Here is a 15,265-nt window from a genome sequence, read left to right on the forward strand (position 1 = left end):
TACGGTCGGCCGCATGACCTTCACCGAACGAGAGCGCGAGTACCTCGTCGCCCAGCCGCTGGCCCGCCTGGCCACCATCGGCCCCGACGGCGGCCCCCATGTCCGCCCGGTGGGCTTCCGGCTCAACGAGGACGGCACGATCGACATCGGCGGGCCGGACAACGCCCGCAGCCCGCAAGTACCTCAACGCCCAGGCCCGCCCCGATGTCTCCGTGCTGGTGGACGACCTGGCCCCCGCCGACGACCCGGTGGCGGCCGGCTGGGGCCGCGGCATCGAGATCAGGGGCCGCGCGGAGCTCCTGACCGTCGACGTGCCGCCGGTGCAACCGGACGCGTTCAGCAAGGACGTCATCCGGGTGCACCCCCGACGGGTCATCACCTGGAACCTGGCAGCACGGGGGACCACCACTCGCGACGTCGGGTGACTCCCCCGCCCGTCGGCTCCGGGGGTGTAGCTGACTGCACCCCCAGGGCTGAACCCCTGCTCATTGCGCCGCCCTCGTCCCGCGCGATGAAATATGATCATGAACGCCACGGACTTTGCCGTTGAACTCCGCTCCGTCCGCCGGACCTACCGGCGCGGCCCCGAGCCGGTCGTCGGCCTGGACGACGTGAGTGTCGGGTTCCCCTTCGGCACCTTCACCGCCGTCATGGGCCCCTCCGGTTCCGGCAAGTCGACCCTGCTGCGGTCGGCCGCCGGTCTGGAGGCGATCGACGGCGGCGAGGTGCGGGTCGACGGCACCGTCCTCGGCGGTCTGCGCGACAAGGAGCTGACCGTCCTGCGCCGGGAGCGGATCGGCTTCGTCTTCCAGTCCTTCAACCTGCTGCCCGCACTGACCGCGGCCCAGAACGTGGCGCTCCCGGCCAAGCTGTCGGGCCGCCGCCCCGCGCCGGCCGAGGTGACCGCCGCGCTGGCCGCCGTCGGCCTCGCCGACCGGGCCGGACACCGGCCGGGCGAGCTCTCCGGCGGCCAGCAGCAGCGGGTCGCCATCGCCCGGGCGCTGATCACCCGCCCGGCGGTGCTGCTCGCCGACGAACCGACCGGCGCGCTGGACACCAGGAGCGGCCGCGAGGTCCTCGCCCTGCTGCGCGGGATGGCCGACGACCCCGGCCGTGCCGTGGTCATGGTCACCCACGACCCGGTCGCCGCCTCCTACGCCGACCAGGTGCTCTTCCTCCGGGACGGCCGGCTGGCCGGCTCGCTGGAGCAGCCCACCGCCGAGCAGGTCGCCGCCCGGATGACCGCGCTGGAGGCCGTGGCGTGCTGACCCTCGCCCTCGCCTCCGTCCGGCTCCGCTGGGCCTCGTTCGTCGGCAGCTTCGTCGCGCTGGCCTGCGGCGTCGCCCTGATGGCCACCTCGATCCTGGTCATCGCCGCCACCGCCGACGTCCCCGGCCAGGGCCGCCAGCGCTTCTCCGAGGCCCCGGTCCTGGTGACCGCCGACCTGACCGTGGACTTCACGCCTCCGACCGGTGAGGCCCAGCCGACTCCCGTCCCCGCCCAGCCGGGCCTGCCCGCGGGGCTGATCGCCGCTGTGGCCGCGACCGGCCGCACCGTCGAGGACCGCACCTTCTACGCCCAGCTCCCGGACGGCCCGCGCGAGCAGGTCGGACGCGCCTGGTCCGCCGCGGCCCTGGGCGGCTACCGGCTCACCGCCGGCGCCGCCCCCGCTGCCGACGACGAGGTCGTCATCGGCGGCGGCCGCCCGGAGCAGGTCGGACAGCGTGTCCGGTTCGTCACCGCCGACGGCGTGCACAGCGCGACGGTCTCCGGCGTCACCGAGGCGGTGCCGTTCGAGCACGCCGTCTTCTTCACCGACGCGCAGGCCGCCCGGTTCTGCCCCGCCGTCGGGGTACTGGCCGCCTTCGGCCCCGCCGACGCGGTGCGCCGGGCCGTGGACGCCGCCGGCGGCGCGAGCGTCGCCCGGGTGCTCACCGGCGCCGAGCGCAGCCAGGCCGACCCGCACCACGCCGAGGTCAGCAGCCGGCTGGAGAACGTACAGACCCCGCTCGGGCTCTCCGCCGCGGTCTCCGGCGGCACCGCCGTGTTCGTGGTGGGCGGAACCTTCGCGCTGTCCATCGCCCAGCGCCGCCGCGAACTCGCCCTGCTGCGCCTGATCGGCGCCACCCGCAGGCAGCTCCGCGCCCTGGTCAACCGGGAGGCGCTGGTGGTCGGCGTGCTGGCCTCCGCCGCCGGGTGCGCGCTCGGCGCGGCCGGGGCGGCGCCGGCCGGCCGTTGGCTGGTCGACCACGACATGGTGCCGGCCGACTTCACCGTCCCGGTCTCCTGGTGGGGGCTGCTGGTCGCGGCCCTGATCGGGCTGCTGACCGCGCTCGGCGGGGTGCTGCTGTCCTCGCTGAAGGCCGGGCTGATCAGCCCCGGCGAGGCGCTGGCGGAGGCGGACGTCGAACGGCGCTCGCGCGGCGCGCTGGCCTTCCGATGGGTGAGCGGCCTGCTGGTGCTGGGCGGCGGGATCGCGGCCCTCGCGGTGACGGCCCACAGCTGGCCCGACACTGCGGCCAACGCCGCCGACTCGCTCTCGCTGTTGCTGAGCATCGTCGCGGGCTGCGTGCTGCTGGCGGCCGTGCTGGCCGGCCCGGCGATCCGGCTGCTGACGGCGCTGCCCGGGCTCGCGGCCCGGCTGCGCGGGCGCTCCGCCGAGGACGGCGGCGGCATCGTCTGGTCCACCGCCCGGCAGAGCTCGCTGACCGCCTTCCGTCGCACCGCCGCGACCACCACCCCGGTGGTGCTGATCGTCGCCTTCGCCGGGTGCCTGCTCGGCAGCATCGGCACCATCAACCGCTCGCAGGTCAGCGAGGTCCGCCACCAGCTGTCCACCGCCGACCTGGTCGTCACCCCGGCCGGCACGCCCGGGCTGAGCCGGGCCGTGGTGGACCGCGTCCGGTCCGTGCCCGGGGTGCGGGCGCTGGTGATCACCCCGACCTCCCTCATGGCCGTCGACCCGACCGGCCAGGTCCTGGTGACCTACAGCGCCGCCGTGGCGGACCCCACCGCGCTGGCCGAGGTCGACCACCTCCCGGTCGTCGCGGGCTCGCTCACCGACCTCGGCCCCGGCTCGGTCGTGCTCAGCCGCACCTGGTCGGGCTCTCCCCGGGTCGGGCAGCAGGTGTCGGTCCGGCTGGCCGACGGCACCCCGCGGGACCTGCGGGTCGCCGCCCTGCTCGGCACCGGCGCCGAGACCGTCCAGGCCTGGGTGACCGGACCCGACGCCGTCACCGGCGGCGTCGGCGGCCCGGCGCTGGCGAGCCGGATCGACCTGCGGCTGCTGCCCGGCACGGATCCGCAGCAGGCCGCCACCGCGCTGCGGAGCGCCGTGGACGGGCTGGGTGCGCGGCTCACCACTCCCGCGGACATCTGGTCCGCCGCCACCGACAGCACCGAACAGGCCTCCTGGAACGCCCTGTTGATGATCCTCGGACTGGCGATCGGTTACGCGGTCATCGCGCTGGCCAACTCGCTGGTGATGACGGTCACCGACCGCCGGCAGGAGCTGTCCCTCATGCGCCTGGCCGGCGCCACCAGGGGCCAGGTGCTGTGCACCGTCGCCGTCGAGACGCTGATGTGCGTGGCGGCCGGCACCCTGCTGGGCGTGCTCGGCACGGCCGTCAGCGTCGGCGGCTCCTGGGCGGCCCTGACCAACCTGGTCGGCCCGACGCCCGCGGTCGTTCCCTGGACGGTGATGGGGGTGCTCGCCGCCGCCTGCGCGGCCGTCGCACTGACGGCGGCGGTGCTCCCGGCGGCGCTGGCCCTGCGCGGCCGGGACGGGCAGGGCATCCTGCGCGGGGCGGCGGGGGCTGCCTGAGCCCTCGATCATGACTCAAGTGCCGGTGCTCCCACGGGGGTCGCCGGCACTCGGGCTTCCGGCACCATGACGCCCGCCCGCGCAACCCGTCCAGCACCAGGTCCGTCGGCCGTTCGGGCAGGTCCGGCTCGCTCGGGCGGTGTCCGAGCAGCGCGCGGGTCCGGAGCGGGGAGCAGAGCAGGGCCGCCCGGTCCTGGCCCACGAGCGGCACCTGACGCGCACTCGCCTCGTCCCCGGGAAGTGCTCGACCGGGCTTCCGCCGCTGGGCGCGGCAGTTCTACCCCGGGTTCCGCTCCGAGCCCGCCCCCGGGTTCCACTCCGAACCCCATGCCGGGCTCCGGCCCGAGCCGGACGTCGGCGGCCGCGCCCCGGCCGATGCGGCCAGCGACTCCCAGACCGGATCGGGCAGCCCGGGGACGGAGCGCCCCTCGGCCTGCCAGCGCCGGGCCAGCTCGGCGTAGATGGGCGCGTCCGGACCGGGCGCCGCCCCGGGTGGACCGGGGTCCGTCACGGGCGGGCCGGGCGCCGCCCCGGGTGGACCGGGCGCCGAAGGCTGCTCCGCCCCGCTCGGGATGTCATGCAGGATCGTTTCCTCACCCGGCTCTCGTCGTTCCGGTACCGGCAGCCTCCCAAAACCACTCACACCCACCCAACGCACCCCACGCGCACCGGGACACGGCCCCGTCAACCGGCACGCCGCAGGTCAACCCCGTACGGGGAGCGGCCGGGTGCGCAGGAAGCCGGCCCACCCGACTTCCTGCGCACGTCCTACCCTCCCCCGCTACCGCCGCCGCCCCGCCGCCAGCAGGTCCGGCACGGTGGCGAGCTTCACCCGGGGCCGCCCCTCGGCCTCGCCCCGCTCGCGTTCCGCCCGGTCCACCGCCCGCAGCTCCCGCAGCCCGACCGCATCCGGCCGCCGGCGGCGCACCAGCCGTTCGAAGTCCTTGCGCCCCGGCCCCGGGACGGGCAGCGCGCGGGCGGCCGCGTCGTCCAGCAGCGCGTCCACCGTCTCCCGCGCGCAGGCCCGGTTGGCGCCGATCCCGCCGGACGGTCCCCGCTTGGCCCAGCCCACCACGTACGTGCCCGGCAGCGGCCGGCCGGTCGCCGGGTCGACGACCCGCCCGTCCCGGTGCGCGACCGTCCCGGCCCGCTCGTCGAACGGCAGCCCGGGCAGCGGCACGCCCCGGTGCCCGATGGAGCGCACCACCAGGCCGGCTCGCAGCACGTCCTTCGCCCCGGTGCCCTCGACCCGGCCGTCCGCCGCCAGGGCGGTCCGCTCGACGGTCAGCGCCTCGACCCGCCCGTCCCCGGACAGCTCGGCCGGCGCCGACAGGAACCGCAGCACGATCCGCCGCCCCGGTCCGGGCTCCGCGGCCCCGTCGTACGGCACCAGCGGCAGCCCCGCCAGCAGTGCCGCCCGCGAGTCCGGCCCGGCCTGCGTCCCCGAGCCCGCCTGCGACTGCGTGCGGGAAACCGCCGCCTCGACCGCCGCCCGCACCTCCGGGTGGTCCTCCACCACCACCTCGACGCCCGGCAGCTGCCGCAGCGCCAGGAACTCCGCCCTGGTCCACGCCGCCTGCCCGGGCCCGCGCCGGGCGAGCAGCACGACCTCCCGGACCCGGCTGCGGCGCAGCGCGGCCAGGGCGTGGTCGGCGATGTCGGTGGCGGCGAGCCGGTCGGGGTCGGTGAGCAGGATGCGGGCGATGTCCACCGCGACGTTGCCGTTGCCGACCACCACGACGCGCTCCGCCGACAGCTCCACCGCGTCGGCCGGTACGGTCGGTTCGGCGTTGTACCAGCCGACGAAGGCGGTCGCGGGCAGGCTGCCCGGCAGGTCCTCGCCGGGGATGCCGAGCCGGCGGTCGGCGGCCGCGCCGACCGCGTACACCACCGCGTGGTGGTGCGCGGCGAGCTCCTGGTGGGTGACGTCCGTGCCGATCTCCACGTTGAGGTGCATCCGCAGCCGCGGGTCGTGGAAGACGCTCGCGAAGCTCTCCGCGATCCGCTTGGTGGACTGGTGGTCGGGCGCGACGCCGTGCCGCAGCAGGCCTCCGGTGACCGGCAGCCGGTCGATCATGGTGATCTCGGCGCTGGTGCTGCGCAGCAGTTCCTGCGCCGTGTACCCGGCGGAGGGGCCGGTGCCGACGACGGCGATCCGCAGCGCGCCGAGCTCCCCCGGCAGGCTGCGCGGGAAGCTGGGTGCGCCCCAGGCGTGGTCGTTGGGGTGGTCGCGGAACCAGTCGCGGTTGAGGTCGCCGAACACGGTGTCCGGCCCGCGCAGCCGGTCGACCGGGAACACCGCGTCCACCGGGCAGGCGTCCGCGCAGGCGCCGCAGTCGATGCACGCCCGCGGGTCGATGTACAGCATGTCGGTGGTGCCGAACTCCGGCTCGTCCGGGGTCGGGTGGATGCAGTTGACCGGGCAGACGGACACGCACGAGGCGTCGTTGCAGCAGGTCTGGGTGATCGCGTAGGCCATGGCCGGGGTGGGGTCCTCGCTGCGCGTGTGGGATGGGGGACGGACGGGTCCGGCGGTCCGCCGGAACCTCTCTTGCCGGTCCGTCAGAGCATGTGCACCCGGCGGTAGACGGCCGCCGAGCGGCTGGTGAGCAGCCCGGTCTCGGCGAGGAAGGCCATCAGGTGCCGGGAGCTGGTGCGCATCATCGCCTTGCGGTGCTCGTTGGCCCGCACCTCGGCGAGCGCCCGCTGCACGTCGAGCCCGGCGGCCCGGTACACGCCCGGGTGCACCATGCTGGTGACGATGACGTACGCGCCGACGGCGATGCCGGTGGCCGAGGCGCGCCGGCGGGCCGGGCTCGCGTGGCGCATCCGCTCGCGGACCTCCTGCCGGGCGAACTTCATGTGCCGGGACTCCTCGACCACGTGGATCCGGGAGGTGCCGCGGACGATCTCCAGCACGTTCTCGCCGCGCATCCAGTCGCGCTGCATGACGTCGAGCACCTCTTCGGCCACCAGGATTCCGCCGTAGGCGAGTTCGCCCTTGGCGAGCGCCTTGAACGCGCGCCCGGCCTGGGCGATCACCTTGTTCGGCCGGTAGGCGGGGACGCCCATCTTCTCGCAGGCGCGGGCGAACATGATCGAGTGGCGGCACTCGTCGGCGATCTCGGTGAGCGCGAACCGGAACTCGGCGTCGGCGGGGTTCTTGAGGTACTGATCGCGCAGCACCATCTGCTGGAGGATCATCTCGAACCAGATGCCGGTGTTCATGATCGAGCAGACCTCGTGCCGGGTGAGCGTGACCCGCTGCTGCTCGGTCATCTCGTCCCACAGCCGGGTGCCGTAGAGGGTGCTCCACTCCGGGTTGAGGCCGTAGTGGTCCTCCGGGAGGGGGGCGTCCCAGTCGATCTCGGTCGAGGGGTCGAAGGAGAGGGTGGCGGCCGACTCCAGCAGCCGCTTCGAGACGTCGTCGTCAGCCTTGGTGTGGCCGTGCTCCGTCTGCCGGGTGAGAGCCATGGCTGCCTCCAGGTGCCTGCCCTGCGGGTTCCCGCTCACCCGCTTATTAGACGGACAGTACAATAAGAGCCGGTCGCCGAGAACCCCCTGCGCAGCAGCGATCCGGCGCGCGGCCGTACGGCTCACGCCCCTGTCCGCCCCGTGACACGGCGAAGGGCGGGACCCGTCCGCAGGGTCCCGCCCCTCCACTCCCGCCCCGTTCGTCAACCGCCGATCGCCTGCCGCAGCGCCTCCGCCGCCTCGGCCGTCGCCTCCCGGAAGCGGTGGCCGATGCCGATGTAGTTGGCGTACCCGTGGATGAGGTCCGGCTGCCGGCTCAGCCGCACCGCGACGCCCGCCTCCTCCAGCGCCTGCGCGTACGCCTCGCCCTCGTCGCGCAGCGGGTCGAAGCCCGCGGTGCCGATGTACGCGGGCGGCAGGCCGGTCAGGTCCTCGGCGAGCAGCGGCGACAGCCGCGGGTCGGTGCGGTCGACGGGCGCCGGCGCGTACCGGTCGGCGAACCAGTCCATGTCCGCGCTGGTCAGGAAGAACCCGTCGGCGAACAGCCCGCGCGAGGGGCGCCGGGTCGAGGCGTCGGTCGCCGGGTACAGCAGCAGCTGGAACACCGGCGCGGGGCCGCCCCGCCGGACCGCCTCCCGGGCGGCGACGGCGGCGAGGTTGCCGCCGGCGCTGTCCCCGCCGACCGCGATCCGTTCCGGGGCCGCGCCCAGGTCCGCCGCCTTCGCGTAGGCGTAGTCGAACGCGGCCAGCGCGTCCTCGGCCGCCGCCGGGAACACGTGCTCGGGCGCCAGCCGGTACTCCACCGACAGCACCCGCACCCGCGCCCGCCGGGCGAGGAAGCGGGCGACGTGGTCGTGGCTGGCCCGGCTGCCGACCACCCAGCCACCGCCGTGCAGGTAGACCAGCAGGCCGGAGCCCTCCGCCAGCCCGTCCGGGGCGTACAGCGTCGCGGGCAGCTCGCCGTGCTCCTGCGGGATGCCGACGCTCCGCGCGGCCACCGCCCGGTTCTCCGGCCCGCCCACCAGGTGCCGCGCGTACTCCATCGCGGCCCGCGACGGCCCGACCCCGCCCGGCATCACCAGGGCCGCCTTGGACAGCCGCTGGAGCTTGAGTATCAACTGCGCGTCCAGCGCGAGCGTCTGCCCGTCGCGGACCACCGGCTTGCCCGCGATGGCCCGCCGCAGACCCTCCGGCAGGGCGTACGCGGCGCGGACGACGGCGGCCTGGATCCGAACGGGGGGTGGGATCGTCATCTCTTCTGCCTCCTGAGGACGGCCCTGGAACGGTGTCGGGGCGGTTCTGCCGGGACCGGGAGCCCATGATGGGCCCCTCCCACCGGACGTGGAAGCCTCCTGGACGCCGCCTGAACCCGCCCTCGACCCCGCCGGCTACAGAATCGCCTCTCCGCCCACCGCCCGCTCCACCCGCTGCGCCCGGGCCACCAGATGACGGCGCTCCGGCGCACTGGCCGTACGGGCCGCCGCTTCCCGGTACGCGTGGGCGGCGCCCGCCGGGTCCGTGCCGAGCCGGTCGAGCAGGTGGGCCCGGACGGCGAGCAGCCGGTGATGGCGGGCCAGGCGCTTGTCCGCGGCCAGCTCCGCGACGAGCCCGAGCCCGGCCGCCGGACCGTGCACCGTCGCGACCGCGACCGCCCGGTTGAGCGCGACCATCGGATTCGGGTCGAGGCGCAGCAGCAGGTCGTACAGCACCAGGACCTGCGGCCAGTCGGTCTCCCGTGCCGTCGCCGCCTCCCCGTGCACCGCGGCGATCGCGGCCTGCACCTGGTACGGCCCGGCCTGCCCGCGCGGCAGCACCGCGGCGATCAACTCCAGCCCCTCGTCCAGCAGTTCCCGGTCCCAGCGGCCGCGGTCCTGCTCCTCCAGCGGCACCAGCCCGCCGTGCGCCCCGGTGCGGGCCGGCCGGCGGGCGTCGGTGAGCAGCATCAGCGCGAGCAGCCCCGCCGTCTCGGCGTCCCCGGGGGCCAGCCGCAGCAGCAGCCGGGTCAGCCGGATCGCCTCGACGGACAGCCGCGGCGCGGTCAGCTCCTCGCCGCCGCTCACCGTGTAGCCCTCGTTGAACACCAGGTACAGCACGTGCCGCACCTCGCCCAGCCGCGCGGCGCCGCTCTCCCCCTCCGGCAGCGCCAACCGTCCGCCGTCCGCCCCGGCCGCCACCTTCAACGTCTGCTTCGCGCGGCTGATCCGCTGTGCCATCGTCGCCTCCGGCACCAGGAACGCGGCCGCGATCTGCGCGGTCGTCAGGCCGCCGACCGCACGCAGGGTCAGCGCGATCCGGCTCGGCACGGACAGCGCCGGGTGGCAGCAGAGGAACAGCAGCGCGAGCGAGTCGTCCGCCGCCTGGTCGGGCGCGTCGGCCGCCGGGGCGAGCAGTGCCGAGTGCGGCGTGGCCAGCGCCAGCGCCTCCTCCCGGCGGCGGCGCGCCGACTCGCTGCGCACCTGGTCCACCAGCCGCCGGTCCGCGACCGTCACCAGCCAGCCCCGCGGGTTGGCCGGCACCCCGCCCTGCGGCCACTGCGTCGCGGCGGCCAGCAGCGCCTCCTGCACCGCGTCCTCGCACGCGCCGAACGCCCCGCCGTGCCGCCGCACCAGCACGCCGAGGACCTGCGGCGCCAGTTCGCGCAGCAGGCCCTCGACGGCACCGTCGGTCGTGCCGCTCACCCGCACGCCGGGAGGTCGCTCGCGGGGGACTCGTGCAGGATCGGCCACAGCTCCACCGGCTCCACGTCCGCGAACGGCATGTCCGCCGCGATCTGCTGGGCCCGCTCCAGGTTCTCGCAGTCCAGCAGGTAGAAGCTGGCCAGGTACTCCTTGGTCTCCAGGTACGGCCCGTCGGTGACCACCGGCACCCCCTCCGCCCGCCGCACCAGCTGCGCCGCCGCCGCGTCCGCCAGCCCGTACGCGCCGATCAGTTCCCCGCTCTCCCGGTACCGCGTGTTGAACGCCTCCTGCTTGGCGATCGCCTCCGGCCACGCCTCGGCCGGGAAGGAGTCCCACTTGGCCTGGTTGCCGTAGATCATCGCGACGTACTTCATCTCGGGTGTCCCCTCTGTCCCACGCGCCCCGTCGGCGCGCTGTCACCTCTCAGTCGGAGCGGCGGAACCCGGCCTCGACATCGGCCGGGACCTTTCCCGAAGAATTTTTCCGCACCCCCGGAAGCCGCGGCCGATCAAGGTACGGCACCCCGTCGGCCACCCGCGCTCAGGTTCCCCGCAGGCCACCGCGCTCAGGTTCCCCGCAGGCCACCCGCGCTCAGGCTCCGCGCCGGTCCTGCGCGTCGAAGGCCGCCAGCGACCGCGCGCCCGGTTCGAGCGAGCGGCGCAGTGCGGCCAGGACGGCGGGGTCCAGGCCGCCCAGTGCTTCGGCGAGTTCCTCCGCGGCGTCCTGGGCGATCTCGGCGGCCACCGCGTCCGGCGGGGTGCGGGGGCCCAGTTTGCTGACGGCTGCCGCGGCCCTGGTGGGGGTGAGCAGGGCGGAGGCCTGGACGAGGAGCCAGGCGGGGACGCCGGCCGCGCCCTCCGGTGGGGGGAGGTACGGGCGGGCGCCGTCGTAGCGGTCGTCCTCGGCGAAGGCCTGCTGTTTCACCTTCACGAGCGGACGGGCCGTTTCCGACTCGTGCCACTCGCCGGCCGGCTTGAGGACGTACCCCTCGGCGAGGTTGTCCGGCAGTTCGGGCAGGCCGAACAGGGCGGGCACCCGGGTGGGGTAGCGCACCGGCAGGTCGTGCAGGCTGTTCAGGGGGCCGTGCCCGAGCAGGGGCACGCAGGTGAGCCCGGCGGCCTGGGCGGCCGTGCGCAGTGTGCGGTCGGCGATCCACCAACGGCCCTCGGGCGTCTCGACGGTGGCGTCGAACGGCAGCCAGCGCAGGCCGGGGGCGTACCAGACGCCGGTCTGGACCGGGTCGACCCCGGGGACGGCGGGCACCTCGGGGTGCGGGTAGCGGCCGCCGGCCAGTTCGCCGTAGACCGTCACCACGGCCGTGGAACCCCGTGGTGCGCGCACCGCGGCGGCGAACCGGGCCGCCGCGACGGACAGTTCGGGCCAGATCCGGCTCACGCCGAAGAAGCCGTCCAGCCCCTCGTCGTCCAGCAGTTCACGCCGTTTCGCGGCCCGTACCGAGCCGCCCTCGCAGACCACGGCGAAGTGCGCCCCGTGCACCTTCTCCGCCGCGGTCCACTCGCGGCTGCCGGGCCCGCCGGAGCGGCCGCGGGCGGGGATCTTGGGATAGGGCCGCAGCCCGGGCCCGTCGGGCACCGTCTCGAACACCGTCTCGGACACGAACGGCATCCTCGCCGCCGGGCCCACCGCCTGGCAACAGGGATTCCCGGCGGGGCCCGGGCGGGGTCAGACCCCCCACGCCGCCCGCAGCCCGGCGAAGGCCTCGTGGAACCCCGGGAAGGTCTTCCGCACGCAGCCCGGGTCGTCGAAGGTGATCCCGGGCGTGCGCAGCGAGGTGACGGCGAAGGACATCACGATCCGGTGGTCGGAGTGGGTGGTGATCTCGACCGGGCGCGGCACGCCGGGCCGGATCTCGATCCAGTCGTCCCCGGTGGCCACCGTGACGCCCATCGCGCGCAGGTTGTCGGCGCAGGCCTCCAGCCGGTCGCACTCCTTGACCCGGGTGTTGTGGACGTCCTCGATCCGCACCGGCCCGGTGGCGAACGGCGCGATGGCCGCGAGCGTGGGCATGGTGTCGGAGATGTCCCGCATGTTGACGGTGATCCCGCCGAGCGTGCCGTCGCCGGCCACCGTCGTGCGGTCGCTGCCGATGTCCACCCGGGCGCCCATCCGCCGCAGCACGTCCACGAATCGCAGGTCGCCCTGGAGCGCGTCCCGGCCGAGGCCGGGGACGGTGACCTCCCGGCCGGCCAGGGCCGCAGCGGCGAAGAAGTAGCTTGCGGTGGAGGCGTCCGGCTCGATCGGGTAGTCGACGGCCCGGTAGCCGCCGGAGGGCACCTCGAACACCTCGCCGACGGGCGTCCGCTCCCGCTTCACCTCGACCCCGAAGGAGCGCATCATCGCCAGGGTGATGCCGATGTACGGCGCGGAGACCAGCCGGGTGACGGTGATCCGCAGGCCGTCCCGGGTGAGCGGGCCGAGCAGCAGCAGCGCGGTCAGGTACTGCGAGGACTGCCCGGCGTCCAGGGTGAGTTCACCGCCGCGGACGCCGTCGGCGACGACCGTCAGCGGGTGGTGCCCCTCCGCTTCCTCGTGCCGCAGGTCCACGCCCAGCTCGCGCAGCGCCCGGGTGAGCGGGGCGACCGGGCGGCGGCGCATCTGGGGGGAGGCGTCGAAGCGGTAGGTGCCGTGGCCGGTGGTGGCCAGGGCGGGCAGGAAGCGCGCGGTGGTGGCGCCGTCCCGGCAGTACACCTCGGCGCTCGGTGCGGCCGGCCCGGCCGGACGGCCCTCGACCCGCCACGACCGGGCCGTCCGCTCGATCCGGTACCCGAGGGTGTCCAGCCCCTGGGCGAAGCCCTCGGTGTCGTCCGAGGACAGCGGCCGGCGCAGGGTCGTCACGCCCTCGGCGGCGGCGGCCAGGAACAGGGCCCGGGCGGTGATGGACTTGGACCCCGGGATCTCCACAGCAGTCACGGCATGCTCTCCCCACACGAGTGTCCGACAGGTGTCTCCGGTGACGTCGGGTCCGATCCTGCCCCACCCGGCCGCCGCGTTTCCCGGCCATCCACCGACTGGACGGTGGCCTGGGCGACAACGGTGCGCGAAGGTTCGGCGGCCGGTCGCGTCCCGTCGGTGCCGGGGTCACCCGGCCGGTCGGCAGCGCTCCCAGAGCCCGGCCAGGTGGGCGTGCAGGACCTCCTCCGCCTCCTCCACCGTCCGGTGCCCGACCAGGACGTGCGCGGTGAGCCCGTCGGCGAGGGCGAGCAGCGTACGGGCCTCGGTCCGCGCCGTCACCGCCCCGCCCGCGGCCTCACCGCCCATCACCGATCCGCCGATCACCGCCCCGCCCGCGGCCTCGGTGACCAGCCGCACCATCAGCTCCTCCAGCGCCGCGTAGCTGCTCCGCAGGGACGCCGCCAGCGCCGGGTTGACGGCGGCCCCGGCGACGAAGGCGAGCCAGATCCTGGCCTCGGCCCGGTCCTCCTCGCGCAGCAGCGCCACCTCGCCCGCCACCAGCCCGAGTTCACTGGCCGCCGACTGCGCCGGGCCGGCCGTGAGCCGGCTGCGCACCCGCTCGGCGACCCGCTCGCCGACGTGGGTGAGCGCGAACAGGAGCATCTCCTCCTTGGTGCGGAAGCAGCGCTGGACGGCCCCCATCGAGACCTCCGCCCGGGTGGCGACGTCCCGCAGGGTGACGCCTTCCAGCCCGTGCTCGTCCACCAGCAGGCAGACGGCCTCGGCGATCCGCCGGCGCCGGCCCTCGTGGTCCACCTGCTTCGGCATCTCCGGTCTCCTCTTCGCCATGTCCTTCGATATTCCGATGCAAGCGTATCGGTTCCCGGGCTATGGTTCGGTTCCGATGCGACCGCATCGGAATCAGCCCGAGGAGAACCGAGGAGATCCCCATGCCCCTGTGGAGCAAGCCCGCGACCGAACTCGCCGCCGCCGTACGCACCGGCGAGGTGTCAGCCCTGGAGGTGGTGGACAGCCACCTGGCCCGGATCGCCGAGGTCAACCCCCACCTGAACGCCGTCACCCAGCTCCTCGCCGACCGCGCCCGCGAGGCCGCCCGGGACACCGACCGCCGCCGGGCCGCGGGCGAGGAACCGGGCCCGCTCGCGGGCGTGCCGTTCACCGTGAAGGAGAGCACCCCGATCGCCGGAGTGCCCACCACCTTCGGCACCCCGCACTTCCGCGACCACGTCGCCACCGCCGACGCCGTCCCGGTGGCCAGGCTGCGCGCGGCGGGAGCGATCCCGATCGGCCACAGCAACATGCCGACCCTGATCCTCGCCGGGATGCACAGCCGCAGCGAGCTGTACGGCGACACCCGCAACCCCTGGGACGCCCGCCGCACCCCCGGCGGCAGCAGCGGCGGGGACGGCGTGGCCGTCGCCGCCGGGATGGCCCCGCTCGGGCTCGGCAACGACTCCGGCGGCTCGGTCCGCGTCCCCGCCTCCTTCTGCGGGGTCGCCGCCCTCAATCCGACCACCGGCCGGTTCCCCGCCGACCAGCGCGTGATCGGCCCGGACGACCCCGGCCCGGCCTCCCAAGGCCTGGTCACCGACGGCCCGTTCGCCCGTACGGTCGCCGACCTGCGGCTCGCCTACGAGGCCCTGGCGGGCACCGACCTGCGCGACCCGCGCGCCGTACCCGTCCCGCTGTACGGAGAGCCGCTCGACGGCCCGATCAGGGTCGCCGTCGTCACCGACCCGGGCGGTCACGGCGTCCACCCCACCGTCCGCCGCGCCGTCGCCGAGGCCGCCGACGCGCTGAGCGACGCCGGGTACGACGTCCGGGAGGTCCCCGACGTCCCGCGGATGGACGAGGCGTTCGAGACCTACCACCGCCTCCCCGTCACCGAGTTCGCGCCGAACTGGCCCGCCGTCCGGCAGCTGCTGGGCGAGGGCGGCGACCGCTACATCGAGCTGACGATGCGCAGCGCCCCGCCCGCCGACGGCCCCGGCCTGATCCGCCTGATGAGCACCTGGATGGGCATCCGCCGCTCGTGGGCGGAGTTCCTGCACGAGTACCCGCTGCTGCTGGGCCCGGTGTTCACCGAGCCGCCGGTCGAACCCGGCCTGGAGTCGCGGGACCAGGCGGGCCGCGACCGGGTCGCCTCGGGCATGCGGCTCTGCTCGGTGAGCACCCTCGCCGGTGTCCCGGCCGTCGCCGTCCCCACCGGCCTCGACCCGGACGGCCTGCCCACCGGCGTCCAACTCGTCGGCCGGGCCTTCCGCGAGGACCTCTGCCTGGCCGCCGCCCAGGCCGTCGAGGACCGCCTCGGAGTGCTCACCCCGATCGACCCGAGGAGGTAGCGGACCAGGACGGG

Annotated in this window: 12 protein-coding genes and 1 pseudogene; 5 read left to right on the forward strand and 8 right to left on the reverse strand. The window is 75.5% G+C overall.

The features are described from left to right. Positions 1 to 13 precede the first annotated feature (13 nt). The 4 genes and pseudogenes from ACIRRH_RS13330 to ACIRRH_RS13345 all read left to right on the forward strand — a co-directional run. Positions 14 to 106, forward strand: a pseudogene (locus tag ACIRRH_RS13330) (PPOX class F420-dependent oxidoreductase); the annotation flags it as partial. Positions 107 to 212: 106 nt separating this feature from the next. After that, a complete protein-coding gene (locus ACIRRH_RS13335; protein ID WP_403066283.1) occupies positions 213 to 425 on the forward strand; it encodes a hypothetical protein in 213 nt (70 codons plus the stop codon). A 99-nt stretch (positions 426 to 524) separates the two neighbouring features. Then, positions 525 to 1,268, forward strand: coding sequence for an ABC transporter ATP-binding protein (locus tag ACIRRH_RS13340; protein ID WP_403066118.1), 744 nt, complete (start codon positions 525 to 527; stop codon positions 1,266 to 1,268). After that, positions 1,262 to 3,823, forward strand: a complete 2,562-nt coding sequence (locus tag ACIRRH_RS13345; protein WP_403066120.1) for an FtsX-like permease family protein — start codon at positions 1,262 to 1,264, stop codon at positions 3,821 to 3,823. Before ACIRRH_RS13340 ends, ACIRRH_RS13345 begins: the two co-directional genes overlap by 7 nt. A gap of 781 nt (positions 3,824 to 4,604) precedes the next feature. On the opposite strand, the gene ACIRRH_RS13350 is transcribed toward ACIRRH_RS13345, so the two are convergent. The 8 genes from ACIRRH_RS13350 to ACIRRH_RS13385 all read right to left on the reverse strand — a co-directional run bounded on the left by ACIRRH_RS13350 (position 4,605) and on the right by ACIRRH_RS13385 (position 13,716). Further along, a complete protein-coding gene (locus ACIRRH_RS13350; RefSeq protein WP_403066122.1) occupies positions 4,605 to 6,302 on the reverse strand; it encodes an FAD-dependent oxidoreductase in 1,698 nt (565 codons plus the stop codon). Between the two features lie 83 nt (positions 6,303 to 6,385). Continuing rightward, complete coding sequence (locus ACIRRH_RS13355; protein ID WP_403066124.1) at positions 6,386 to 7,297, reverse strand: diiron oxygenase; 912 nt, start codon at positions 7,295 to 7,297, stop codon at positions 6,386 to 6,388. A gap of 203 nt (positions 7,298 to 7,500) precedes the next feature. Continuing rightward, positions 7,501 to 8,550 (reverse strand): alpha/beta hydrolase, encoded by a 1,050-nt coding sequence (locus tag ACIRRH_RS13360; RefSeq protein ID WP_403066126.1) that lies wholly within the window; start codon positions 8,548 to 8,550, stop codon positions 7,501 to 7,503. A gap of 135 nt (positions 8,551 to 8,685) precedes the next feature. Beyond that, positions 8,686 to 9,975, reverse strand: a complete 1,290-nt coding sequence (locus ACIRRH_RS13365) for an RNA polymerase sigma factor (RefSeq protein WP_403066128.1) — start codon at positions 9,973 to 9,975, stop codon at positions 8,686 to 8,688. Next, positions 9,972 to 10,349 carry a YciI family protein gene (locus ACIRRH_RS13370; RefSeq protein WP_403066130.1) on the reverse strand — a complete coding sequence of 126 codons (378 nt, stop codon included), beginning with the start codon at positions 10,347 to 10,349 and terminating at the stop codon, positions 9,972 to 9,974. The genes ACIRRH_RS13365 and ACIRRH_RS13370 overlap by 4 nt, the downstream gene beginning before the upstream one ends. Before the next feature lie 217 nt (positions 10,350 to 10,566). Beyond that, on the reverse strand, positions 10,567 to 11,592 hold the full coding sequence (locus tag ACIRRH_RS13375) for an RNA ligase family protein (protein WP_403066132.1): 1,026 nt from the start codon (positions 11,590 to 11,592) through the stop codon (positions 10,567 to 10,569). 66 nt (positions 11,593 to 11,658) lie between these two features. After that, positions 11,659 to 12,906 (reverse strand): 3-phosphoshikimate 1-carboxyvinyltransferase, encoded by a 1,248-nt coding sequence (gene aroA / locus ACIRRH_RS13380; protein WP_403066134.1) that lies wholly within the window; start codon positions 12,904 to 12,906, stop codon positions 11,659 to 11,661. A 168-nt stretch (positions 12,907 to 13,074) separates the two neighbouring features. Then, a complete protein-coding gene (locus tag ACIRRH_RS13385) occupies positions 13,075 to 13,716 on the reverse strand; it encodes a TetR/AcrR family transcriptional regulator (RefSeq protein WP_403066136.1) in 642 nt (213 codons plus the stop codon). 122 nt (positions 13,717 to 13,838) lie between these two features. Here ACIRRH_RS13385 and ACIRRH_RS13390 point away from each other — a divergent pair, with 122 nt between their 5' ends. After that, positions 13,839 to 15,251, forward strand: a complete 1,413-nt coding sequence (locus tag ACIRRH_RS13390; protein WP_403066138.1) for an amidase — start codon at positions 13,839 to 13,841, stop codon at positions 15,249 to 15,251. Positions 15,252 to 15,265: the final 14 nt, after the last annotated feature.

The organism is Kitasatospora sp. NPDC101235, assembly GCF_044767505.1.
GTDB lineage: Bacteria > Actinomycetota > Actinomycetes > Streptomycetales > Streptomycetaceae > Kitasatospora.

Excerpts from the sequence above, each read along its gene's own strand:
- ACIRRH_RS13340 (WP_403066118.1), top strand. The coding sequence starts at position 525 with ATGAACGCCACGGACTTTGCCGTTGAACTCCGCTCCGTCCGCCGGACC.
- ACIRRH_RS13350 (WP_403066122.1), bottom strand. The coding sequence starts at position 6,302 with ATGGCCTACGCGATCACCCAGACCTGCTGCAACGACGCCTCGTGCGTG.
- ACIRRH_RS13355 (WP_403066124.1), bottom strand. The coding sequence starts at position 7,297 with ATGGCTCTCACCCGGCAGACGGAGCACGGCCACACCAAGGCTGACGAC.
- ACIRRH_RS13360 (WP_403066126.1), bottom strand. The coding sequence starts at position 8,550 with ATGACGATCCCACCCCCCGTTCGGATCCAGGCCGCCGTCGTCCGCGCC.
- ACIRRH_RS13370 (WP_403066130.1), bottom strand. The coding sequence starts at position 10,349 with ATGAAGTACGTCGCGATGATCTACGGCAACCAGGCCAAGTGGGACTCC.
- ACIRRH_RS13385 (WP_403066136.1), bottom strand. The coding sequence starts at position 13,716 with ATGCCGAAGCAGGTGGACCACGAGGGCCGGCGCCGGCGGATCGCCGAG.
- ACIRRH_RS13390 (WP_403066138.1), top strand. The coding sequence starts at position 13,839 with ATGCCCCTGTGGAGCAAGCCCGCGACCGAACTCGCCGCCGCCGTACGC.